The organism is Pseudaquabacterium terrae, from assembly GCF_013266755.1.
GTDB classification, from domain to species: domain Bacteria; phylum Pseudomonadota; class Gammaproteobacteria; order Burkholderiales; family Burkholderiaceae_C; genus Pseudaquabacterium; species Pseudaquabacterium terrae.
Genome location: NZ_JABRWJ010000003.1, coordinates 257,695 through 280,099, shown reverse-complemented (window position 1 = coordinate 280,099; position 22,405 = coordinate 257,695). Strand labels below are relative to the sequence as shown.

Genomic DNA, 22,405 nt, shown 5'->3' with positions numbered 1-22,405 from the left:
AAATGGCTGCTGCCGTCGCAAAACGAAAATTCGATGTCGTGATCGTCGGGGCCGGTGGCTCCGGCATGCGCGCCTCGCTTCAACTGGCCCGCGCGGGCCTCAACGTCGCGGTGCTGACCAAGGTCTTCCCGACGCGCTCGCACACCGTTGCCGCGCAGGGCGGCATCGGCGCCTCGCTCGGCAACATGAGCGAGGACAACTGGCACTTCCACTTCTACGACACCGTCAAGGGCTCCGACTGGCTCGGCGACCAGGACGCGATCGAGTTCATGTGCCGCGAGGCGCCGAAGGTCGTCTACGAGCTCGAGCACTTCGGCATGCCCTTCGACCGAAACCCGGACGGCACGATCTACCAGCGTCCGTTCGGCGGCCACACCGCGAACTATGGCGAGAAGCCGGTGCAGCGCGCCTGCGCTGCCGCCGACCGCACCGGCCACGCGATGCTGCACACGCTGTACCAGCAGAACGTCAAGGCGCGCACGCAGTTCTTCGTCGAGTGGATGGCGCTGGACCTCATTCGCGACGCGTCTGGTGACGTGCTCGGCGTCACCGCGCTCGAGATGGAAACGGGCGACGTGCACATCCTCGAAGGCAAGGTCACGCTGTTCGCCACCGGTGGCGCCGGCCGCATCTATGCCGCGTCGACGAATGCCTTCATCAATACCGGTGACGGCCTCGGCATGGCCGCGCGCGCGGGCATTCCGCTCGAGGACATGGAGTTCTGGCAATTCCACCCGACAGGAGTCGCCGGTGCCGGCGTGCTGCTGACCGAAGGCTGCCGCGGCGAGGGCGCGATCCTGCGCAACATCAACGGCGAGCGCTTCATGGAGCGCTACGCGCCGACCTTGAAGGACCTGGCGCCACGCGACTTCGTCTCGCGCTGCATGGACCAGGAGATCAAGGAAGGGCGCGGTTGCGGTCCGAACAAGGACTACATCCAGCTCGACATGACCCACCTCGGCGCCGAGACGATCATGAAGCGCCTGCCCAGCGTGCTCGAGATCGGCCACAACTTCGCCAACGTCGACATCACGAAGGAACCGATCCCGGTGGTGCCGACGATCCACTACCAGATGGGCGGCATCCCGACCAACATCCACGGCCAGGTCGTCGTGCCCAAGGGCGGTGACTACAAGAGCATCGTCAACGGCTTCTATGCCGTCGGCGAGTGCTCGTGCGTCAGCGTGCACGGCGCCAACCGGCTAGGCACCAATTCGCTGCTCGACCTGCTGGTGTTCGGCAAGGCCGCCGGCGACCACATCGTCGACCACCTGGCCAAGTCGCCGAAGGCCCACAAGGACCTGCCGAAGGACGCGGCCGACTACTCGCTCGCCCGCATCGCCCGGCTCGACAACTCCAGCGGCGGCGAATATGCGCAGGACGTCGCCAACGACCTGCGCAACGCGATGCAGACGCATGCCGGCGTGTTCCGCACGCAGGCCGCGATGGACGAGGGCACCAAGATGGTCGCGGCGATCCGCGAACGCGTTGCCGGCATCACGCTGAAGGACAAGAGCAAGGTCTTCAACACCGCGCGCATCGAGGCGCTGGAAGTCGAGAACCTGATCGAGTCGGCACAGGCGACGATCGAATCGGCGGCCGCCCGCCGTGAATGCCGCGGTGCGCACACGGTCAAGGACTACGAGCGCGGCGCCGACGATGCGCAGTTCCCGCTCGGCCGCAACGACGCCGAGTGGATGAAGCACACGCTGTGGTACTCCGAAGGCAACCGTCTCGACTACAAGCCGGTGCAATTGAAGCCGCTGACGGTGGACAGCGTGCCGCCCAAGGTCCGGACGTTCTGATCACGCGATAGAGACAAGACAATGGCAAAACGCACTTTCAAGATCTATCGCTACGACCCGGACAAGGACGCCAAGCCCTACATGCAGACCATCGAGGTCGAGCTCGACGGTTCCGAGCGCATGCTGCTGGACGCGCTGATCAAGCTGAAGTCGCTGGACCCGGCGATCAGCTACCGGCGCTCGTGCCGCGAAGGCGTCTGCGGCTCCGACGCGATGAACATCAACGGCAAGAACGGCCTCGCCTGCCTGACGAACATGCGCGATCTGAAGGATCCGATCGTGCTCAAGCCGCTGCCCGGCCTGCCGGTGATCCGCGACCTGATCGTCGACATGACGCAGTTCTTCAAGCAGTACAACTCGATCAAGCCGTACCTCGTCAACGACGAAGTGCCGCCCGAGAAGGAGCGGCTGCAGTCGCCCGAAGAGCGCGACGAGCTGAACGGCCTCTACGAGTGCATCCTCTGCGCGAGCTGTTCGACCAGCTGCCCGAGTTTCTGGTGGAACCCGGACAAGTTCGTCGGCCCGGCTGGCCTGCTGCAGGCCTATCGATTCATTGCCGACAGCCGTGACCAGGGAACAGCCGAACGGCTCGACAACCTCGAGGACCCGTACCGCCTGTTCCGCTGCCACACGATCATGAACTGCGTCGACGTCTGCCCGAAGGGCCTGAATCCGACGAAGGCCATCGGCAAGATCAAAGAGCTGATGGTCCGCCGGGCGGTCTGACGGTCCATGGAACCCGCGCTGCACCCCACCGAGTTGAGCCGCCTGAAGTGGCGCTGCCGGCGCGGGCTGCTGGAGAACGACCTCTTCGTCGAGCGCTTCTTCCAGCGCCATGAAGCGACGCTGACCGTGCGCCACGCCACCGGGCTGCAGGCCCTGATGGACCTGGCCGACAACGATTTGCTGGATCTGCTGTTGGCACGCCGAGAACCGGAGGGCGAATTGAATTGCCCCGAGGTGACCGAGGTGCTCGCCATGCTGCGTGCCCGGACACCCGCGGCCGCCTAGAGTTTGCTCAGAAAGGGAATGCCCATGACTCCGTCCGACGTGAAAGCCACGCTGTCCTTCTCCGATGGCAGCCCCAGCATGGAACTGCCGCTCTACCGGGGCTCGATCGGCCCGGACGTGATCGACATCCGCAAGCTCTACGGCCAGACCGGCAAGTTCACCTACGACCCCGGTTTCCTGTCGACCGCCTCGTGCAACTCGACGATCACCTACATCGACGGCGACAAGGGCGAGCTGCTGTACCGCGGCTACCCGATCGAGCAGCTGGCGACGCAGTGCGACTTCCTCGAGACCTGCTACCTGCTGCTCAAGGGCGACCTGCCCAACCCGCAGCAGAAGGGCGACTTCGTCAAGCTGGTGACCAACCACACGATGGTCAACGAGCAGATGCAGTTCTTCCTGCGCGGTTTCCGCCGTGATGCGCACCCGATGGCGGTGATGACCGGCCTGGTCGGCGCGCTGTCGGCCTTCTATCACGACAGCACCGACATCAACAACGCACAGCATCGTGACATCGCCGCGATCCGCCTGATCGCCAAGATGCCGACGCTGGTGGCGATGGCCTACAAGTACGGCATCGGCCAGCCGTTCATCTACCCGAAGAACTCGCTGTCGTATTCGGCGAACTTCATGCGCATGATGTTCGCGACGCCGTGCGAGGAGTACGAGACCAACGACGTGCTGGTGCGCGCGATCGACCGCATCTTCATCCTGCACGCCGACCATGAGCAGAACGCCTCGACCTCGACGGTGCGGCTGTGCGGCTCGTCGGGCACCAACCCGTTCGCGGCGATCGCCGCCGGCGTGGCCTGCCTGTGGGGCCCGGCGCACGGCGGCGCCAACGAAGCGGCGCTGAGCATGCTGGTCGACATCCAGCGCAACGGCGGCGTCGAGAAGATCGGCGAGTTCATTCGCCAGGTCAAGGACAAGAACTCGCAGGTCAAGCTGATGGGCTTCGGCCACCGCGTCTACAAGAATTACGACCCGCGCGCCAAGCTGATGCGCGAGACCTGCCACGAGGTGCTCGAAGCGCTGGGCCTGGAGAACGACCCGCTGTTCAAGCTGGCGATGGCGTTGGAGAAGATCGCGCTGGAAGACGAATACTTCGTCGCCCGCAAGCTCTATCCGAACGTCGACTTCTATTCGGGCATCGTGCAGCGCGCGATCGGCATTCCGGTGTCGCTGTTCACCGCGATCTTTGCGCTCGCGCGCACGGTCGGCTGGATTGCGCAGCTCAACGAGATGATCGGCGACCCCGAGTACAAGATCGGCCGCCCGCGCCAGCTCTACGTCGGCGCCAGCCAGCGCAACGTCAAGCCGATCGGCGAACGCTGAAGCTTCACGCCGGCAGCCAAGTGCCGGCACCAGCAGCAACGGCCGCCCTCGGGCGGCCGTTTTGCTGCTGCGCGTCTCATTCCTCGTCGTTCGCGGGGGTGATGGTGTCGAGGAACGCCGGTTCGGTGTCGGCGAATGCGCGGCGCTCGGCTTCGGCGGCTTCGGCCGCGCTGCTGCGGCGCGCGGCCTCCAGGGCCAGCGCCGCGGCCTCGGCCGGGCGGGGCTGCGCCGCAGCGCCATCGAACGTGAGATGAACCGGATCGGGCTTCTTCGACATGGCAGGCTCCTGCGCACCGGGCTGGTCCCCGCCGGCAGCTCGGCAGTGCGCTTGAAGGCCTCTTCGGCCGTTCTTCACCGGCCTTGAGCGGCGTCCGCGTGACGTCGTTCACGCTTCGCCGTGGCCCCCTCATTCGCGGATGAAGTTCTCCAGCGCCCGCTGCGTTTCGCCCGGCGTGTCGAGGAACTGCATGCCGATCTTGAAGCCATCGCCGAGGTTCGACAGCACGCTGTGCACGACGCGCGCCTTCGACTGCACGCGCTTGCGGGCACCTGCCTTGTCGGGCAGCTCGAAGCCGACCATGCATTGAGTGCCGCCGGGCAGACCCTCCGGCAGCATCAGGCAGACACCGGTCTCAGACACGTCGACGGTCTTGCCGATGCGCCCCGGCTGGCCCGGCAGCAGCACGAGCGCGGGTGAGCGCAATGATCGCCGCACGGCTTCGCGTCGATCGGCGCCGCCGCCGGCTCGCTTGCTCGCATCATCCAAAGGCATGCGAGCGAGCTTAGCGGCTTTTGCCGCTTCAGCGCGGCACCGCGGCGGCCAGGCCGTTGTCGAAATGCTGCCGCATCAGGCGCTCGGCCGCAGCCGGGTCGTGGTCTTCGATCGCCTGCATCAGCTCGCGGTGCTCGGCCAGCGATTCGGCGATGCGGCCCTGGCGGAACAGCGAGTGGTGGCGATTGAGCTTCATCACCTTGCGCAGGTCCTGCACCGTCTGCTGCAGCCAGCGGTTGCCCGACAGCTCGAGCAGCGCGAGGTGGAACTGCTCGTTGGTCGTGAAGAAGGCATCGCGCTGGCGCACCTGCTTCTCGAGCTTGTCGTGCAGCGCGCGCAGGCGCTTGATCTGCTCGTCGCTGCCGCTGCGGGCGAGGGTGGCCGCGGCGTCGCTCTCCAGCAGCCCGAGCAGGTGGTAGATCTGTGTCACGTCGTCGACCGACATCTCCGTGACGTAGGCGCCCCGGCGCACCTTCATCGTCACCAGGCCTTCGGCGGCCAGCACCTTCAGCGCCTCGCGCAGCGGCGTGCGGCTGATGCCGTAGTCGGCGGCGAGCCTTTGTTCGTCGATCCAGCTGCCGGGCTCCAGCTCGCGCGCGAAAATCTGCTGGCGCAGCCGCTCGGCGACGTCCTGGTACAGCGCACGCGGGGTCAGGGGAGCATTGGCGAGCATGGCGGCGGGTTTCTATGATTCATAATTATGCATCATGTATCATGCGCGGCAACAGCGGTACCCCTTGCCGCGCATCGCCTTGCGGAGTCCGGTATGTCCAACGCCCCTGAATTCAATCCTGCGACGCTCGCCCAGTGGGACAAGGCGGCCGCCAAGTCCGCACCCGGGGGCGATGTCGGCGCGCTGAACTGGGTGACGCCCGAAGGCCTCGTCGTCAAGCCGCTGTACACCGCGGCCGACACCGCGAATCTGCAGCATGCCGACACGCTGCCCGGCTTCGAGCCCTTCGTGCGCGGCCCGCAGGCAACGATGTATGCGGTGCGGCCGTGGACCATCCGCCAATACGCCGGCTTCTCGACCGCCGAGGAGTCGAACGCCTTCTACCGCCAGGCGCTGGCCGCCGGCGCACAGGGCGTCAGCGTGGCCTTCGACCTGGCCACGCACCGCGGCTACGACAGCGACCATCCACGCGTCACCGGCGACGTCGGCAAGGCCGGCGTGGCGATCGATTCGGTCGAGGACATGAAGATCCTGTTCGACGGCATCCCGCTCGACAAGGTGTCGGTGTCGATGACGATGAACGGCGCGGTGCTGCCGGTGCTGGCCGGCTACGTCGTGGCGGCCGAGGAGCAGGGCGTGCCGCAGGCGCAGCTGTCGGGGACCATCCAGAACGACATCCTCAAGGAGTTCATGGTCCGCAACACCTACATCTTTCCGCCCGAGCCCTCGATGCGCATCATTGCCGACATCATCGAGTACACGGCGCAGAGGATGCCGAAGTTCAACTCGATCTCGATCTCCGGCTACCACATGCAGGAAGCCGGCGCGAACCAGGCGCTCGAGCTGGCCTTCACGCTGGCCGACGGCCAGGAATACGTGAAGACCGCGATGGCGAAGGGCCTCGATGTCGACGAGTTCGCCGGCCGCCTGTCGTTCTTCTGGGCGATCGGCATGAACTTCTATCTCGAGATCGCCAAGATGCGCGCCGCGCGCCTGCTGTGGTGCCGGATCATGAAGGGGTTCGGCGCGAAGAACCCGAAGAGCCTGATGCTGCGCACGCACTGCCAGACCTCGGGATGGAGCCTGACCGAGCAGGACCCGTACAACAACGTCGTGCGCACGACGATCGAAGCCATGGCCGCTGTCTTTGGCGGTACGCAGAGCCTGCACACCAACAGCTTCGACGAGGCGATCGCGCTGCCGACCGAAACCTCCTCGCGCATCGCGCGCAACACCCAGCTGATCATCCAGGAAGAGACGCACATCACCAGCGTCGTCGATCCGTGGGCGGGCAGCTACTTGATGGAGAGCCTGACGCAGCAGATGGCCGACAAGGCCTGGGAGATCATCGAAGAGGTCGAGGCGATGGGCGGCATGACCAAGGCCGTCGATTCCGGTTGGGCCAAGCTGAAGATCGAGGCCAGTGCCGCCGAGAAGCAGGCGCGCATCGACTCGGGCAAGGACGTGATCGTCGGCGTCAACAAGTACCGGCTGGCCAAGGAAGACCCGATCGACATTCTCGAGGTCGACAACGTCAAGGTGCGCGACTCGCAGATCGTGCGGCTGAAGCAGGTCAAGGCGGTGCGTGATGCCGACGCGGTGCGCGACGCGCTGCTGGCGCTGACTGAAGCCGCACAAACGGGACAGGGAAACCTTTTGGCGCTGAGCATCCAGGCGATGCGCGTGCGCGCGACGGTCGGCGAGATCAGCGATGCGCTCGAATCGGTGTTCGGCCGCCACCGCGCCGACATCCAGAAGGTCACCGGCGTCTACGCCGCGGCCTACGACTCGGCCGAAGGCTGGGAGAAGTTGAAGGGCGAGATCGCCACCTTCGCCGAAGAAGCCGGCCGCCGCCCGCGCGTGATGATCGCCAAGCTCGGCCAGGACGGCCACGATCGCGGCGCCAAGGTCGTCGCCACCGCGTTCGCCGACCTCGGCTACGACGTCGACATGGGCCCGCTGTTCCAGACCCCCGAGGAGTGCGCGCGCCAGGCGATCGAGAACGACGTGCACGCGGTCGGCATCTCGACGCTCGCCGCCGGCCACAAGACGCTGGTGCCGGCGATCATCGACGAGCTGAAGAAGCAGGGCGCCGACGACATCATCGTCTTCGTCGGTGGCGTGATCCCGCAGCAGGACTACGGCTTCCTCTACGACGCCGGCGTCAAGGGCATCTACGGGCCGGGCACGCCGATTCCGGTCAGCGCGAAGGATGTGCTCGAGCAGATCCGGGCGGCACAGGCGGCCTGAGCTTTCCAGCGCGCGATGCTCGACCCCGCCGACCAGGCCCTGCACGACGCAGTCACCGGCGCGCCCGGCCCGCGCCAGCGCCGCGCCATCGCCAAGGCGATCACGCTTCTCGAGTCGACGCGCGATGATCATCGCGCGCGCGCCGACGAGTTGCTGAATGCGCTGCTGCCGGCCACCGGCCGCTCGTTCCGGCTCGGCATCTCCGGCGTGCCGGGCGTCGGCAAGAGCACCTTCATCGAGACGCTCGGCCTCTACCTCATCGAACGCGGCCAACGTGTCGCGGTGCTGGCGGTCGACCCGTCGTCCAGCGTGTCGGGCGGCTCGATTCTCGGCGACAAGACACGCATGGAGCGGCTGTCGATGCACGAGCGCGCCTACATCCGGCCCAGTCCGGCCAGCGGCACGCTCGGCGGCGTGGCCGAGAAGACGCGCGAGTCGCTGCTGGTCTGCGAAGCGGCGGGTTACGACATCGTCATCGTCGAGACCGTCGGCGTCGGCCAGAGCGAGACCGCCGTCGCCGCGATGACCGACCTCTTCGTGCTGATGCAGCTGCCGAACGCCGGCGACGACCTGCAGGCGATCAAGAAGGGCGTGATGGAGCTGGCCGACCTGGTGGTCATCAACAAGGCCGACATCGACGAGTCGGCGGCCACAAGGGCGCGGGCGCAGATCACCTCGGCGCTGCGACTGCTCGGGCAGCATGGCCACCCCGAGCACGCCCGCCACGACATCAAGCTCTGGCACCCGCAGGTGCTGCAGCTCAGTGCGCTGAAGAGCCGCGGGCTCGACGAATTCTGGGCCGCCGTCACCCACTTCCGCGAGCTGCAGACCGCCAACGGCAAGCTCACCGAACGCCGCCACGCCCAGGACCATGCCTGGATGTGGGAGCGCATCGACGCCGGCCTGAAGTCGCGCTTTCGCCATCACCCCGCGGTGCGCGAAGCTCTGCCCGAGCTATCACGCGAAGTACGCGCCGGCCGCATCGCCGCGTCGGTTGCCGCGCGCCGCCTGCTCGACCTGTTTCACTGATCCGAGAAGAAGGACCCGCCACCATGCACGACATCCAGAAGCTGCTCGAGGACAAGCGCGCGAAGGCGCGTCTGGGCGGCGGCGAGAAGCGCATTGCCTCGCAGCACGCGAAGGGCAAGCTCACGGCGCGCGAGCGCCTCGAGCTGCTGCTCGACGAGGGCAGCTTCGAGGAATGGGACATGTTCGTCGAGCACCGCTGCAGCGACTTCGGCATGGCCGACAACAAGGTGCCGGGCGACGGCGTCGTCACCGGCTACGGGATGATCAACGGGCGCCTCGTCTTCGTCTTCAGCCAGGACTTCACCGTCTTCGGCGGCGCGCTGTCCGAAGCGCATGCCGAGAAGATCTGCAAGATCATGGACCAGGCGATGAAGGTCGGCGCGCCGGTGATCGGCCTCAACGACTCCGGCGGCGCGCGCATCCAGGAAGGTGTCGCGTCACTCGGCGGTTATGCCGAGGTGTTCCAGCGCAACGTGATGGCCTCCGGCGTGATCCCGCAGATCAGCCTGATCATGGGGCCGTGCGCCGGCGGCGCCGTCTATTCCCCGGCGATGACCGACTTCATCTTCATGGTCAAGGACAGCTCGTACATGTTCGTCACCGGGCCGGAGGTCGTGAAGACCGTGACGCACGAGGAGGTGAGCGCGGAGGAGCTCGGCGGCGCCAGCGCGCACACGACGAAGAGCGGTGTCGCCGACCTGGCCTTCGAGAACGACGTCGAGGCGATCCTGATGATCCGGCGCTTCTACAACTATCTGCCGCTGAACAACCGCGAGAAGCCGCCGGTGCGCAAGGGCGGCGACCCGGCCGACCGTCGCGACGACTCGCTGGACACGCTGGTGCCGGACCATCCGAACAAGCCCTATGACATCAAGGAACTGATCCTGAAGGTCGTCGACGATGGCGACTTCTTCGAGATCCAGCCCGAGCATGCCAAGAACATCGTCGTCGGCATGGCCCGCATGGACGGCCAGACGGTGGGCATCGTCGCCAACAACCCGCAGGTGCTGGCCGGCTGCCTGGACATCAAGAGCAGCATCAAGGCGGCGCGATTCGTGCGCTTCTGCGACGCCTTCAACATCCCGGTGATCACCTTCGTCGACGTGCCCGGCTTCATGCCCGGCACCGCGCAGGAGTACGGCGGCATCATCAAGCACGGCGCGAAGCTGCTGTATGCCTACGCCGAGTGCACGGTGCCGAAGGTGACGGTGATCACGCGCAAAGCCTACGGCGGCGCCTACGACGTGATGAGCTCCAAGCACCTGCGCGGCGACGTCAACTTCGCGTGGCCGAATGCCGAGATCGCGGTGATGGGCGCCAAGGGCGCGGTCGAGATCATCTTCCGCGAGGACAAGGGCGACCCGGCCAAGCTGGCCGCGAAGGAAGCCGAGTACAAGGCGCGCTTCGCGAACCCCTTCGTCGCCGGCGCGCGCGGCTTCATCGACGACGTGATCCAGCCGCACGAGACCCGCAAGCGCATCTGCCGATCATTGGCGATGCTGCGTGACAAGAAGATCGAGAACCCGTGGCGCAAGCACGGCAACATTCCGCTGTGAGAAGTCGATGAGCATGTTCACGAAGATACTGATCGCCAACCGCGGCGAGATCGCTTGCCGGGTCATCAAGACGGCCCGCAGGATGGGCATTGCGACGGTGGCCGTGTACTCCGAGGCCGACAAGGACGCGCGCCATGTCGAGCTGGCCGACGAGGCGGTGCTGCTCGGGCCCGCGCCGAGCCGCGAGTCCTACCTGGTCGCCGACAAGATCATCGCCGCCGCGAAATCGACCGGCGCGCAGGCCATCCACCCGGGCTACGGCTTCCTGTCCGAGAACGAGGACTTCGCGCGCCGCGTGGAGGAAGAAGGCTTGGTCTTCATCGGCCCGAAGCACTACTCGATCGCCGCGATGGGCGACAAGATCGCGTCGAAGAAGCTCGCCAACGAGGCCCGGGTCAACACCATCCCGGGCTGGAATGACGCGATCGAATCGCCGGAGCGCGCGGTCGAGATCGCGCGCGACATCGGCTACCCGGTGATGATCAAGGCCAGCGCCGGCGGCGGCGGCAAGGGCTTGCGCGTCGCCTTCAACGACAAGGAGGCGCACGAGGGCTTCACGTCGTGCCGCAACGAGGCCAAGGCGAGCTTCGGCGACGACCGGATCTTCATCGAGAAGTTCGTCGAGCAGCCGCGCCACATCGAGATCCAGGTGCTCGGCGATGCGCACGGCAACCTGGTCTACCTGCACGAGCGCGAGTGCTCGATCCAGCGCCGGCACCAGAAGGTGATCGAGGAAGCGCCGTCGCCCTTCATCAGCGATGAAACACGCCAGGCGATGGGCGAGCAGGCGGTGGCGCTGGCGAAAGCCGTGCAGTACCAGAGCGCCGGCACCGTCGAGTTCGTCGTCGGCAAGGACCAGTCGTTCTATTTCCTCGAGATGAACACGCGGCTGCAGGTCGAGCATCCGGTCACCGAGTGCATCACCGGCCTGGACCTGGTCGAGCAGATGATCCGCGTCGCCGCCGGCGAGAAGCTGGCGTTCACGCAGCAGCAGATCCCGCGCCGCGGCTGGGCGATCGAATGCCGCATCAATGCCGAGGACCCGTTCCGCAACTTCCTGCCGTCGACCGGCCGCCTGGTGCGCTACCAGCCGCCGCCGACGACGATGGAGGCCGCGCTGCCGATGCCGGTGGCGGATGACGGCGGCGCCGGCGCCGTCGTGGGCGGCGGCGTCCGGGTGGATACCGGCGTCTACGAAGGCGGCGAGATCCCGATGTTCTACGACTCGATGATCGGCAAGCTGATCGTGCACGGCAGCGATCGGGCGGACGCGATCGCGCGCATGCGCGAGGCGCTGAACGCATTCGTGATCCGCGGCATCTCGAGCAACATCCCGTTCCAGTCGGCGCTGCTCGCGCATCCGAAGTTCGCGACCGGCGACTTCAACACCGGCTTCATCGCCGAGCACTATCCGAAGGGCTTCCGCGCCGAAGACGTGCCGCACGACGATCCGGACTTCCTGATCGCGCTCGCGGCCGCTGCGAATAGGCGTTACCTCGAGCGTGCGGCCGGCATCAGCGGCCAGCTGCCGGGTCATGGCGTGCAGATCGGCGAGCAGTACGTCGTCGTGATCCGGGGCGAAGGCGGGCACTACGAGCACCGCCCGGTGCGCGTGCAGCAGAACGGCGAGCTGGTCGTCACGGTCGGCGAGCGGCGCTACGCGCTGGCCAAGGACTGGCGCTTCCGCTCGATCCGCGCCAGCGGCCGCTGCAATGGCCAGACCTTCGTCGCGCAGATCGAGCGTCACGGCCTGTGGCTGCAGGTCCTGCACAATGGCCGCCGCATCGATGCCCAGGTACTGCACCCGCGCGCGGCCGAGCTGCTCAGGGTGATGCCGTTCAAGGCGCCTGCGGACATGAGCAAGTTCCTGCTGTCGCCGATGCCCGGCCTGCTGGTCGGTCTGCTGGTGCAGCCCGGGCAGCCGGTGCAGGCCGGCGAGCGGCTGGCAGTCATCGAAGCGATGAAAATGGAGAACATCCTCACCGCGGGGCAGGACGGCACCGTGGCCGAGTTGCTGGCCAGGCAGGGCGAAAGCCTTGCGGTCGACCAGCCGATCCTGCGCTTCGCCTGAGGCGCCCCTTCCTGGAGTTTTTCGTTGAGCACCACCACCGTCGAATCCCAACCGATCCACGTTCAGCGCCGCGTCGCGCCGATCGCGCCGAGCGCCGCCTGGAGGCCCGAACGTGTCGAAGCGCTGCTCGCGCTGCCCTTCATGGAGCTCGTGCACCACGCCCACACGGTGCACCGCGCGCACTTCCCGAACGGCGACATCGAGCTCGCGTCGCTGCTGTCGGTGAAGACCGGCGGCTGCCCGGAGGATTGCGGCTACTGCCCGCAGTCGGTGCACTACGACACCGGCGTCGAGGCGACGAAGATGATGGAGCCCGACGCCGTGCTCGAAGCCGCGCGCGCCGCGCAGGCCGCCGGCGCGTCGCGCTTCTGCATGGGCGCGGCGTGGCGCAGCCCGAACGACCGCGACATCGAAAAGGTGGCCGTGCTGGTGCGTGAAGTACGCGGCCTCGGCCTCGAGACCTGCGCGACGCTCGGCATGCTGAAGCCGACGCAGGCGGCGACGCTGAAGGACGCCGGCCTCGACTTCTACAACCACAACCTCGATTCGTCGCCCGACTTCTACGACAAGGTGATCCACACGCGCGACTACCAGGACCGGCTCGACACGCTGCAGCACGTGCGCGACGCGGGCATCAAGGTCTGCTGCGGCGGCATCCTCGGCATGGGCGAGACGCGTGCGCAGCGCGCCGGGCTGATCGCGCAGCTGGCGAACCTCGACCCGGCGCCGGAATCGGTGCCGATCAACAACCTGGTGCGGGTCGGCGGCACGCCGCTGGCCGACCAGGAACCGGTCGATCCGTTCGAGGTGGTGCGCGTGATCGCCGCCGCGCGCATCACGATGCCGGCCGCACGCGTACGGCTGTCCGCCGGCCGGCGCGAATTGGGCGACGGCATCCAGGCCTTGTGCTTCATGGCCGGCGCGAACTCGATCTTCTACGGCGACAAGCTGCTGGTGACCGGCAACCCGGACGTCGTCGACGACCGCGCGCTGCTGAAGCGGCTGGACCTGCCGGTGTCGTCGGAGCTGGGCGCGTGAACGGCAAGCCATTCCGCATCCTGGGCATCCAGCAGATCGCCATCGGCGGGCCGGACAAGCAGCGCTTGAAGTCGCTGTGGGTCGACCTGCTCGGGCTGCAGGTCAAAAGCACCTTCGTCAGCGAGCGCGAGAACGTCGACGAGGACATCTGTGCGCTCGGCGAGGGCGTGCATGCGGTCGAGGTCGACCTGATGCAGCCGCTGGATCCCGACAAGAAGCCGGCGGTGCACACGACGCCGCTGAACCACGTTGGCCTGTGGGTCGACGATCTGCCGCGTGCGGTCGACTGGATGACGGCCAACGGCGTGCGTTTCGCCCCCGGCGGCATCCGCAAGGGCGCCGCCGGCCACGACATCTGCTTCATCCACCCGAAGGGCAACGATCAGTTCCCGATCGGCGGCGAAGGCGTGCTGATCGAGCTGGTGCAGGCGCCGCCGGAGGTGGTGGCGGCGCTGGGCTGACGAGCCGGGCGGCCGCGGCCGCCATTGCAAGGGCTACGCCTTCGTCTCCGGCCTGCGAATCAGCCGCGTCTTCTGGAACCACGCCTGGTTCATGCGGGTCAGGAAGTCCGGGTTGATGCTGTAGCCCGACCCGTCGCCGATCAGTGCTTCGCTGCCGCAGCGGGGGCAGAGGGCGGTCTCGGCGCTGGCCGTGTCGGGATTGTCGAAGTTGCTCATGTCCAGGCCGGTCCAGGCGACGATGTCGCGCGGCGGGAAGATCTGGATGCAGCTGCAGCAGCCGCACAGCTTGCTGGCTTCCAGTTCGAGCCGGTTGTTCGATGTGTGGCCGTGCGCTTCGAGCAGGGGGTTCATGTCCGGTCGTCCCAACAGAGCGGTCTTTGTGCGCTGAAGCTTAGCCCGCGCGCAGGGCACCGTCCACCCGCTGTTTCGGTGGAATCTTGCACTGATCTGCCGATGGTTCAGCCCGTGTTGCGCAGCCCCGCCGCAATGCCGTTGATCGAGATGTGGATGCCGCGCTGCACGCGCTCGTTGGCCGGGTCGTCGTCCTTGCGCTGGCGGTAGCGCCGCATCAGCTCGACCTGCAGGTGGTTCAGCGGGTCGAGGTAGGGGAAGCGGTGCTCGATCGAGCGCGCGAGCGCCGGGTTGCTCTGCAGGCGCTCGGTGTCGCCGGTGATCAGCGACAGCGCGGCCTGCGTGCTCTCCCACTCGGCGCGCACGGCGTTGAAGATGCGCTTGGCGGCACGCTGGTCCTCGACCAGCTCGACATACCGCGCGGCGATGCGCAGGTCGCTCTTGGCCAGCACCATGTCGAGGTTCGACAGCAGCGTGCGGAAGAACGGCCACTGCTTGTACATGCGCTGCAGCAGCTCCAGCTTGGCCTTGCGCTGCTTGGCGTCGCCGAGGAAGGCCTCGATCGCCGAGCCGAAGCCGCACCAGCCCGGCAGCGCGACGCGGCATTGGCCCCACGAGAAGCCCCAGGGAATCGCGCGCAGGTCTTCGATCGCCCGCGTGGCCTTGCGCGACGCAGGCCGCGAGCCGATGTTCAGCTCGGCGATCTCGCGGATCGGCGTCGCGTCGAAGAAGTAGTCGGTGAAGCCGGGGGTTTCGTAGACCAGCTTGCGGTAGGCCGCGAAGCTGGCGTCGCTGATCTGCGCCGCGGCATCGAGAAAGGCCTTCGGTGCGCCGCTCTTGCTCGACGACGAACCGGGGCGGTGCAGCAGCGTGGCCTCCAGCGTCGCCGCGACCAGCGTCTCGAGGTTGCGGCGGCCGATCTCCGGATGCGCGTACTTCGAGCCGATCACCTCGCCCTGCTCGGTGAGCCGGATCTGGCCCTTCACGGTGCCCGGCGGCTGCGCCAGGATCGCCTGGTAACTCGGGCCGCCACCGCGGCCGACCGTGCCGCCGCGGCCGTGGAAGAGGCGCAAGGTGATGCCGTTCTCGCCCGACAAGGGCTCGAACAAGCCGACCAGCGCCAGCTCCGCCCGGTACAGCTCCCAGTTGCTGGTGAAGAAGCCGCCGTCCTTGTTGCTGTCGCTGTAGCCGAGCATGATGTCCTGCTCGCCGCCGGAGCGGCGGATCAGGTCGGTGATGCCGGGCAGCGCGTAGAACGCGCGCATGATGGGTTCCGCCTGGCGCAGGTCGCCAATGGTCTCGAACAGCGGCACGACGATCAGCGCATTGGTCGCGCCGTCGTCCAGCGTGCCGGTCAGGAGGCCGCTCTCTTTCTGCAATAGCAGCACTTCGAGCAGGTCGCTGACGGTCTCGGTGTGCGAGATGATGTAGTGGCGCAGCGCATCGCGCCCGAAGCGCGCCTGCATCTCGACGGCCGCCTCGAAGATCGCCAGCTCGCTCAGCGCCAGCTCCGAATACGCCGCACCCCGCACGCGCAGCGGCCGCGCGTCGTTCAGCAGGCGCACCAGCAACTGCTGCCGTGCGTCCTCATCCAGCCCCGAGTAGTCGGCCTCGATGCGCGCCAGCTTCAGCAGCTCGGCAATCACCGCTTCGTGCTTGTCCGAGCTCTGCCGCAGGTCGACCGTGGCGAGGTGGAAGCCGAACACCTGCACCGCGCGCATCAGCGGCGCGAGCCGCGGGCCGATCAGCGCCTGCGCATGGTGCGAGCGCAGCGAGTCCTCGATCACCAGCAGGTCGGCGAGGAACTCGTCGGGCCGCGCATACGCGTCCTGCGGCGCCACCGCATGGCGCAGCGCCTCGGTGCCGGTCAGCGCGTGCAGCGTCGCGGCCAGGCGCGAATACATGCCGATCAGCGCGCGCCGGTAGGGCTCGTCCATGCGGTGCGCGTTGCGGTCGGGCGAACGTTCGGCCAGCGCGTGCATCGCTTCGGTCACCGGCGCCAGCATGTTGCTGATCGACAGCTCGGCGCCGAGCTCGTGCACCTCCGTCAGGTAGAAGCGCAGCGCGACCTCGGCCTGGCGCGCCAGCGCCTGGCGCAGCGTCGCGTCGCTGACGTTCGGGTTGCCGTCTCGGTCGCCGCCGATCCAGTGGCCCATGCGCAGGAACGAGGGCACCGGGTGGCCGTGCAGCGCCTGCTCGAGCTCGCGGTACAGGCGCGGGATCTGGCGCAGGAAGGTGCTCGGGTAGTAGCTCAGCGCGTTCTCGATCTCGTCGGCCACCGTCAGCTTGGTGTAGCGCAGCATGCGCGTCTGCCACAGCTGCGTCACGCGGGCGCGGATCGCGTCCTCGTTGTCGCGCAGCTCGCGCTCGGTGTGCAGCTCGTCGCGCTGGCCGACCAGCTCGGCGATCGCCCGCTCGGCATCGAGGATGCTCTTGCGCTGCACCTCGGTGGGGTGCGCCGTCAGCACCGGCGAGATGTACGAATGCTGCAGCGTCTGCGCGACATCGGCTGCGCGAATGTCGGCCTTGTGCAGGCGCTCGAAGGTCAGCGCCAGCGAGCCTTCCTGCAGGTGGCCCTGGCGCTCGTGGTGCAGCCGGCGCCGCACGTGGTGGCGGTCCTCGGCGATGTTGGCCAGGTGCGAGAAGTAGCTGAAGGCGCGGATCACGCTGACGGTCTGGTCGCCCGACAGGTTCTTCAGCAGCCGGTCGAGCACGCGGCCGGCGGAGGCGTCCTTCTTCAGCCGGTAGCCCACCGACAGCTGGCGCACCCGCTCGATCAGCTCGAAGGCCTCCTTGCCTTCCTGCTCGCGGATCACGTCGCCGAGGATCCGGCCGAGTAACCGGATATCGTCGACCAGCGGCTTGTTCTTCGCGGCGGCGTCCTGTGCGTCGAGCTTGGGAGCGCTCAACTTCGGCAGACTCGGACGGCGGGCAGGGCGGGCGGGGCGAGGCATTGGAGGGCTCCTGGCGGTGTAACCGGGTTACCAAACGGCAACGGTGCCGATGGTACCAGCGGCCGCGGCCGATAATCCGCACCACATGGCTGCACCCATCCTGATCGCCACCCGCGAAAGCCGCCTCGCGCTGTGGCAGGCCGAACACGTGCGCGCGCTGCTCAGCGAACGCTTCGGCCTGGCCGTCGAGCTGCTGGGCATGACCACGCGCGGCGACCAGATCCTCGACCGCACGCTGTCGAAGGTCGGCGGCAAGGGCTTGTTCGTCAAGGAGCTCGAGACCGCGCTCGAAGCGGGCCACGCGCAGCTGGCGGTGCATTCGCTGAAGGACGTGCCGATGGAGCTGCCGGCCGGCTTCGTGCTGGCCGCGGTGCTCGAGCGCGAGGACCCGCGCGACGCCTTCGTGTCGAATCGCTTCGAGCACCTGCTGGCGCTGCCGCCGGGCGCGGTGGTCGGCACCTCGAGCCTGCGCCGCGTCGTGCAGCTGATGAACCTGCGGCCGGACCTGCGCATCGAGCCCTTGCGGGGCAACCTGGACACGCGCCTGCGCAAGCTCGACGAGGGCGGCTACGACGCGATCGTGCTGGCCGCCGCCGGGTTGAAGCGCCTGGGCCTGGCGCCGCGCATCCGCGGCTGCTTCGAGGTCGCTCAGATGATCCCCTCGGCCGGCCAGGGGGCGCTCGGCATCGAGATGGCGGCGTCGGCGCCGCCCGAGCTGCTGGCCCAGATGTCGGCGCTGATCCACCGGCCGACCTGGCTCGCGGCGCATGCCGAGCGGGCGGTGTCGCGCGCGCTCGGCGGCAGCTGCAGCATGCCGCTGGCCGCCCATGCGGTGTGGCAGGACGGGCGGCTGACGCTGGTCGCCGCGCTCGGCCACCCGGATCAGCCCGAGCGGCCGCTGCTGCGCACCGAGGTCGAAGGGCCGGCCGAGGACGCCGGCCAGGCAGCGATGCTCGGTGAAACCGCGGCGGCGCAGCTTCAGAACGCCGGCGCGGCGGATTACCTGGCCGCGCCTTGACGCACGCATCGCCGATGCGGGTGCTGGTGACGCGGCCGCAGCCGCAGGCCGACGAGTGGGTGGCGAGGCTCGAAGCGCTGGGTGTCGAGGCCGCCGCGCTGCCGCTGCTGCACATCGGCGACGCGCCGGACGCGGCGACCTTGCAACAGGCGCGCGAGGCCGCGCGACGGCAGGCGCTGGTGATGTTCGTCAGCCCGAGCGCGGTCGATCGATTCTTCGCCGGCGCCGATGCGGCCCTGGGCGCCGCGTTCGGCGGCAGCGGCCCGCTGGCCGGCAGCACCGGCCCCGGCACGCAGGCCGCGCTCTTGCGGGCCGGCGTGCCCGCCGCGGCGATCGTCAGTCCACCCGCCCACCGCCAGCGCTTCGACTCCGAGGCGCTGTGGCGCGCGCTGCTCGCGCTGCAGCTCGACTGGCGCGGCCGCTCGGTGCTGATCGTGCGCGGCGAAGGCGGGCGCGACTGGCTGGCCGAGACGCTGCGGCAGCAGGGAGCGGAGGTCCATTTCGTCGAAGCCTACCGCCGCGCCGCGCCGCGGCTCGATCCGGCGCAGCAGGCGCTGCTGGCGGACGCGCTGGCGCGGCCATCGGCGTTCTGCTGGCTCTTCAGCAGCAGCGAAGCGGTGCGCCAGCTGCCCCTGCTGGCGCCGCAGGCCGACTGGCCGGCGATGCGCGCACTGGCGACCCACGAACGCATCGTCGACACCGCGCGCAGCATCGGCTTCGGGCAGGTCGATGAGGTCGGCGTGGCGCCGGCGGCGGTGGCCAAGCGCCTGGGGTCGCTCTATACAATCCCGCGACCGTGAATCACACCGCCCCGACCCTCGACCGTGGCACCGAGCCCGCCGCCGCGGCAGCGCCTGCGGTGACCTCGGCACCGGCCGCTCCCACCGCCCCCGCGACCACTGGCCTGTCGCGGCGCGGCTGGTTCGCCGCCGCCGCGCTGGTCGGCGCGCTGGCGGTCGCCAGCCTGACGCTGGCGATCTACAGCCAGCAGCGGCTGAAGTCGCTGGAGCAGGAGCTGGTGCGGCGCCAGCACGACAGCCAGAGCCAGGCGGTCGAGGCACGCGCCGCGGCCAAGCAAGCGCAGGAAACCGCCCGCGCCGCCGAGGCCAAGGTCGCGCTGCTCGAAGCCCGCGTCGCCGAGACCGCGCTGCAGCGCAGCCAGCTCGAAGAATTGATCCAGCAGCTGTCGCGCTCGCGCGACGAGAACGTGCTGGCCGACGTCGACGCGGCGATCCGCGTCGCCGTGCAGCAAAGCGCGATCACCGGCAGCGCCGAGCCGCTGATCGGTGCGCTGCGCCAGGCCGAGGAGCGGCTCGCGCGCATCAACCAGCCGCGCACCGAGCGCGTGCGCCGCGCCTTGTCGCGCGACATCGACCGCGCGAAGGCCGTCGCCTTGACCGACATCGCGACGCTGGCGATCAAGCTCGACGAGGCCGCGCGCCTGGCCGATGAGCTGCCGCTGCTCTCGCAGCCCGAGCGGCGCGCCGCGGCGGCCGGCGCTTCGGCCCCGGCGGGCCGCGTCGGCAAGAACGGCGAGCCGCTCGGTCCCGGCGTGCGGGACTGGTGGGAACTGGTCAGCGGCACCTGGGACAAGGTCTCCGGGCGCGTCTGGTCCGAGGTGCGCTCGCTGGTGCGCGTGACGCGCATCGACAACCCCGAGGCGATGCTGGTGGCGCCCGAGCAGGCCTGGTTCCTGCGCGAGAACCTGAAGCTGCGCCTGCTGAACGCGCGGTTGGCGCTGATGTCGCGCCAGTTCGACACCGCGCAGAGCGACCTGCGCGACGTGCAGTCGGCGCTCGACCGTTATTTCGACCGCAGCTCGCGTCGCGTCACCACCGCCACCGAGCTGGTGCGCCAGGTCACCTCGCAGGCGCGGCAGATGAGCCTGCCGCGGCCCGACGAGACGCTGGCCGCGATCGCGGCCGCGCAGGCCGGGCGTTAGGAACGCCCGGTTTTTCGAGCCATGCGCAGCGTCATCTGGCTGGTCCTGCTGTTCGTCGTCGCCGTCGTCGCGGCGCTGACGCTGGGCGACAACGACGGCGTCGCGTCGTTCTACTGGGGCGCCTGGCGCCTCGACATGTCGCTGAACTTCTTCATGCTGGCGGCGCTGGCCACCGGCTTCATCATCTTCTCTGTGGCGCAGGCGATCAATTCGCTGATCGGCCTGCCCGAGCGCGCGCGCGAATGGCGCGCACTGCGCGTCGAGCGGGCCGCGCAGGCGGCACTGCGCGAGGCGATGGCCGAGTACTACGGCGGCCGCTACACGCGCGCCTACAAGGCCGCGCAGCGCGCGCTGGGCGCCCGCGACGACGCCGCGGGCCTGAGCGAGGAGCGTGAGTTCCGCGTGCTGGCGCACCTGCTGGCCTCGGGCAGCCTGCACCGCCTGCAGGACCGCGGCCGGCGCGACGAGATGCTGGCGCGCGTGCTGCGCCCGGGCCAGCGCGTCAACGCGTTGATCGACGAGGGTGCGCGGCTGCTGGCGGCCGAGTGGGCGCTCGACGACCGCGATGCGGCGACGGCCGAGGCCTGGCTGGCCGAGCTGCCGCCGGGCGTGGCGCGGCGAACGCAGGCGCTGCGGCTGAAGCTGCAGGCCGCGCGCCTGGCGCGCCGGCCGCTGGAAGCGCTGCACACCGCGCGCCTGCTTGCCAATCACCAGGCCTTCTCCAGCATCGCGGCGCAGGGCCTGCTGCGCTCGCTGGCCTTCGAGGTGCTCGACGAGGCGCACGACATCGACCAGCTGCGCCGTGCCTGGCATCAGTTCGACATCGCCGACCAGCGCGACCCCTTCGTCGCCGCGCGCGCCGCACGCCGCGCCGCGGTGCTCGGGCATCCGGAGGACGGCTGCCTGTGGCTCAAGCCGCTGTGGGAGCGGCTCGACGAGCTCGGCACCGACGGCCGCGCGCAGGTCGCGCTGGCGCTGGTCGAGGTGGTCGCCGGCGTCGGGGCCGACTGGCTGCCGCGCGTCGAAGCGGCGCAGCGCGACCATCCGACCGAATCGGCGGTGCAGGGCGCTGTCGGCGCGGTGCTGTTCCAGCGCCAGCTCTGGGGCAAGGCGCGCAAGCCGCTGGAGCAGGCGGCGAAGGAGCCGGCGCTCGAGTCGCGCGCGCGCCGCCGCGCCTGGCGCACGCTGGCCGCGCTGGCGCGCGAGGAAGCCGACGAGGATCGCGCCGCCGCCTGCGATCGCGCCGCCGCTGAGATCGACTGAGCCTTCGGTTCAGCGGCGCGCCGATCGCGCGCCCGCCCTTGCCGTATGCGAACTGGCGCGCCGCGTATCGACGCAGCGCCCGCCGTGCCGCTATGTTTGCAATAAATGGAATCTGGAGGGCGGTATCGGTCTTCAGAATCGGGGGCACCATGTCAGCAGTTCTCGACGGCACGGGTTCGGCCAGCCTGCTGGATCGAATAGACGATCTGGCGAGCTTCAATCGCCACGTCGCGCATGACTTGCGCGGGCCCTTGGGTGCAGTCGCGGGCTGCGCGCGCCTGGCCGAGCAGGCGCTCGAGCGCGGCGACCAGGCGCTGGCGGCCCGGCTGTTGAACGCCTTGGCCGGCCGTGTCGAGGAGCTGACCCAGCTCGTCGTCGAGTTGCTGGCGCTGGCCGAAGCGAGTGATGCGCCGCTGGCGCCGGCGCCGGTGGACCTGACGGTCATTGCGCAGAACGCGATCGAGCAGGTCCGGCTGGCCTTCGACGTGCCGGCGGAACAGTTCCGGCTGCACGCGCTGCCGACGGTCGACGGTGTTCCCGGGCTGCTGCAGCAGGTCTTCGTCAACCTGCTGGGCAACGCGGTGAAGTTCACGCGGCACGTGCCGGCGCCGCTGATCGAGGTCGGCTTCGCGGCGGCCGGCGGACATCGTGCGCTCTACGTGCGCGACAACGGCGTCGGCTTCGACGACCAGCGCGCGGCCGGGCTGTTCCAGCCGTTCTCGCGCCTGCACGGCAAGGAATACGCCGGGCATGGCATCGGCCTGAGCCTGGTCAAGCGCGTGGTCGAGCGCCATGGCGGCGGGGTGTGGGCTGCGGCGCATCCGTCGTCGCCGGGTGCGACGTTCCACTTCACGCTCGCCGGCCTGGCCTGAGCAT

20 protein-coding genes are annotated in these 22,405 nt (G+C 68.8%); 15 read left to right on the top strand and 5 right to left on the bottom strand.

All coding sequences use genetic code 11. The features are described 5' to 3' along the window. Positions 1 to 2: 2 nt before the first annotated feature. From sdhA to gltA, 4 genes are read left to right on the top strand one after another with little or no spacing between them, the layout of a single operon-like run. Positions 3 to 1,805 carry a succinate dehydrogenase flavoprotein subunit gene (gene sdhA / locus HLB44_RS10340; RefSeq protein ID WP_173122498.1) on the top strand — a complete coding sequence of 601 codons (1,803 nt, stop codon included), beginning with the start codon at positions 3 to 5 and terminating at the stop codon, positions 1,803 to 1,805. 21 nt (positions 1,806 to 1,826) lie between these two features. Continuing rightward, entirely contained in the window at positions 1,827 to 2,531 is a 705-nt protein-coding gene (locus HLB44_RS10335) for a succinate dehydrogenase iron-sulfur subunit (protein WP_173122497.1), read from the top strand. Between the two features lie 6 nt (positions 2,532 to 2,537). Further along, the gene (locus HLB44_RS10330; protein ID WP_173122496.1) at positions 2,538 to 2,816 is read left to right on the top strand and encodes an FAD assembly factor SdhE; all 279 of its coding nucleotides are present in this window, start codon (positions 2,538 to 2,540) and stop codon (positions 2,814 to 2,816) included. Between the two features lie 24 nt (positions 2,817 to 2,840). Beyond that, positions 2,841 to 4,151: a citrate synthase gene (gene gltA, locus HLB44_RS10325; protein ID WP_173122495.1), complete on the top strand. Its 1,311-nt coding sequence runs from the start codon at positions 2,841 to 2,843 to the stop codon at positions 4,149 to 4,151. A gap of 76 nt (positions 4,152 to 4,227) precedes the next feature. On the opposite strand, the gene HLB44_RS10320 is transcribed toward gltA, so the two are convergent. The 3 genes from HLB44_RS10320 to HLB44_RS10310 form a co-directional block, all read right to left on the bottom strand. Further along, complete coding sequence (locus tag HLB44_RS10320) at positions 4,228 to 4,428, bottom strand: hypothetical protein (protein WP_173122494.1); 201 nt, start codon at positions 4,426 to 4,428, stop codon at positions 4,228 to 4,230. Positions 4,429 to 4,557: 129 nt separating this feature from the next. Further along, entirely contained in the window at positions 4,558 to 4,923 is a 366-nt protein-coding gene (locus HLB44_RS10315) for a PilZ domain-containing protein (protein WP_173122493.1), read from the bottom strand. Positions 4,924 to 4,951: 28 nt separating this feature from the next. After that, complete coding sequence (locus tag HLB44_RS10310; RefSeq protein ID WP_173122492.1) at positions 4,952 to 5,596, bottom strand: GntR family transcriptional regulator; 645 nt, start codon at positions 5,594 to 5,596, stop codon at positions 4,952 to 4,954. Between the two features lie 93 nt (positions 5,597 to 5,689). On the opposite strand from HLB44_RS10310, the gene scpA reads away from it, so the two are divergent. The 6 genes from scpA to HLB44_RS10280 are packed head-to-tail and all read left to right on the top strand — an operon-like array spanning position 5,690 to position 14,001. Next, positions 5,690 to 7,846: a methylmalonyl-CoA mutase gene (gene scpA / locus HLB44_RS10305; RefSeq protein WP_173122491.1), complete on the top strand. Its 2,157-nt coding sequence runs from the start codon at positions 5,690 to 5,692 to the stop codon at positions 7,844 to 7,846. 15 nt (positions 7,847 to 7,861) lie between these two features. Further along, a complete protein-coding gene (gene meaB / locus HLB44_RS10300) occupies positions 7,862 to 8,875 on the top strand; it encodes a methylmalonyl Co-A mutase-associated GTPase MeaB (RefSeq protein ID WP_173122490.1) in 1,014 nt (337 codons plus the stop codon). A gap of 23 nt (positions 8,876 to 8,898) precedes the next feature. Next, positions 8,899 to 10,431, top strand: coding sequence for an acyl-CoA carboxylase subunit beta (locus HLB44_RS10295; RefSeq protein WP_173122489.1), 1,533 nt, complete (start codon positions 8,899 to 8,901; stop codon positions 10,429 to 10,431). Positions 10,432 to 10,444: 13 nt separating this feature from the next. Beyond that, positions 10,445 to 12,502 (top strand): acetyl-CoA carboxylase biotin carboxylase subunit, encoded by a 2,058-nt coding sequence (locus HLB44_RS10290; protein WP_173122488.1) that lies wholly within the window; start codon positions 10,445 to 10,447, stop codon positions 12,500 to 12,502. A 54-nt stretch (positions 12,503 to 12,556) separates the two neighbouring features. Beyond that, positions 12,557 to 13,540, top strand: coding sequence for a biotin synthase BioB (gene bioB / locus HLB44_RS10285; RefSeq protein ID WP_343051305.1), 984 nt, complete (start codon positions 12,557 to 12,559; stop codon positions 13,538 to 13,540). Continuing rightward, entirely contained in the window at positions 13,537 to 14,001 is a 465-nt protein-coding gene (locus tag HLB44_RS10280; RefSeq protein ID WP_173122486.1) for a VOC family protein, read from the top strand. The genes bioB and HLB44_RS10280 overlap by 4 nt, the downstream gene beginning before the upstream one ends. 33 nt (positions 14,002 to 14,034) lie before the next feature. On the opposite strand, the gene HLB44_RS10275 is transcribed toward HLB44_RS10280, so the two are convergent. After that, the gene (locus HLB44_RS10275) at positions 14,035 to 14,352 is read right to left on the bottom strand and encodes a cytoplasmic protein (RefSeq protein ID WP_173122485.1); all 318 of its coding nucleotides are present in this window, start codon (positions 14,350 to 14,352) and stop codon (positions 14,035 to 14,037) included. A gap of 107 nt (positions 14,353 to 14,459) precedes the next feature. Continuing rightward, positions 14,460 to 17,306: a phosphoenolpyruvate carboxylase gene (gene ppc / locus HLB44_RS10270; RefSeq protein WP_173122484.1), complete on the bottom strand. Its 2,847-nt coding sequence runs from the start codon at positions 17,304 to 17,306 to the stop codon at positions 14,460 to 14,462. A gap of 85 nt (positions 17,307 to 17,391) precedes the next feature. Between ppc and hemC the strand changes: the two genes are divergently transcribed. The 5 genes from hemC to HLB44_RS10245 all read left to right on the top strand — a co-directional run bounded on the left by hemC (position 17,392) and on the right by HLB44_RS10245 (position 22,401). Further along, positions 17,392 to 18,324 (top strand): hydroxymethylbilane synthase, encoded by a 933-nt coding sequence (gene hemC / locus HLB44_RS10265; RefSeq protein ID WP_173122483.1) that lies wholly within the window; start codon positions 17,392 to 17,394, stop codon positions 18,322 to 18,324. Further along, positions 18,321 to 19,124, top strand: coding sequence for a uroporphyrinogen-III synthase (locus HLB44_RS10260; RefSeq protein WP_246312185.1), 804 nt, complete (start codon positions 18,321 to 18,323; stop codon positions 19,122 to 19,124). The genes hemC and HLB44_RS10260 overlap by 4 nt, the downstream gene beginning before the upstream one ends. After that, on the top strand, positions 19,121 to 20,266 hold the full coding sequence (locus tag HLB44_RS10255; RefSeq protein ID WP_343051281.1) for a uroporphyrinogen-III C-methyltransferase: 1,146 nt from the start codon (positions 19,121 to 19,123) through the stop codon (positions 20,264 to 20,266). The genes HLB44_RS10260 and HLB44_RS10255 overlap by 4 nt, the downstream gene beginning before the upstream one ends. 21 nt (positions 20,267 to 20,287) lie before the next feature. After that, on the top strand, positions 20,288 to 21,529 hold the full coding sequence (locus HLB44_RS10250) for a heme biosynthesis HemY N-terminal domain-containing protein (protein WP_173122482.1): 1,242 nt from the start codon (positions 20,288 to 20,290) through the stop codon (positions 21,527 to 21,529). Positions 21,530 to 21,678: 149 nt separating this feature from the next. Next, entirely contained in the window at positions 21,679 to 22,401 is a 723-nt protein-coding gene (locus HLB44_RS10245; RefSeq protein WP_173122481.1) for a sensor histidine kinase, read from the top strand. The last annotated feature ends 4 nt before the right edge of the window (positions 22,402 to 22,405 follow it).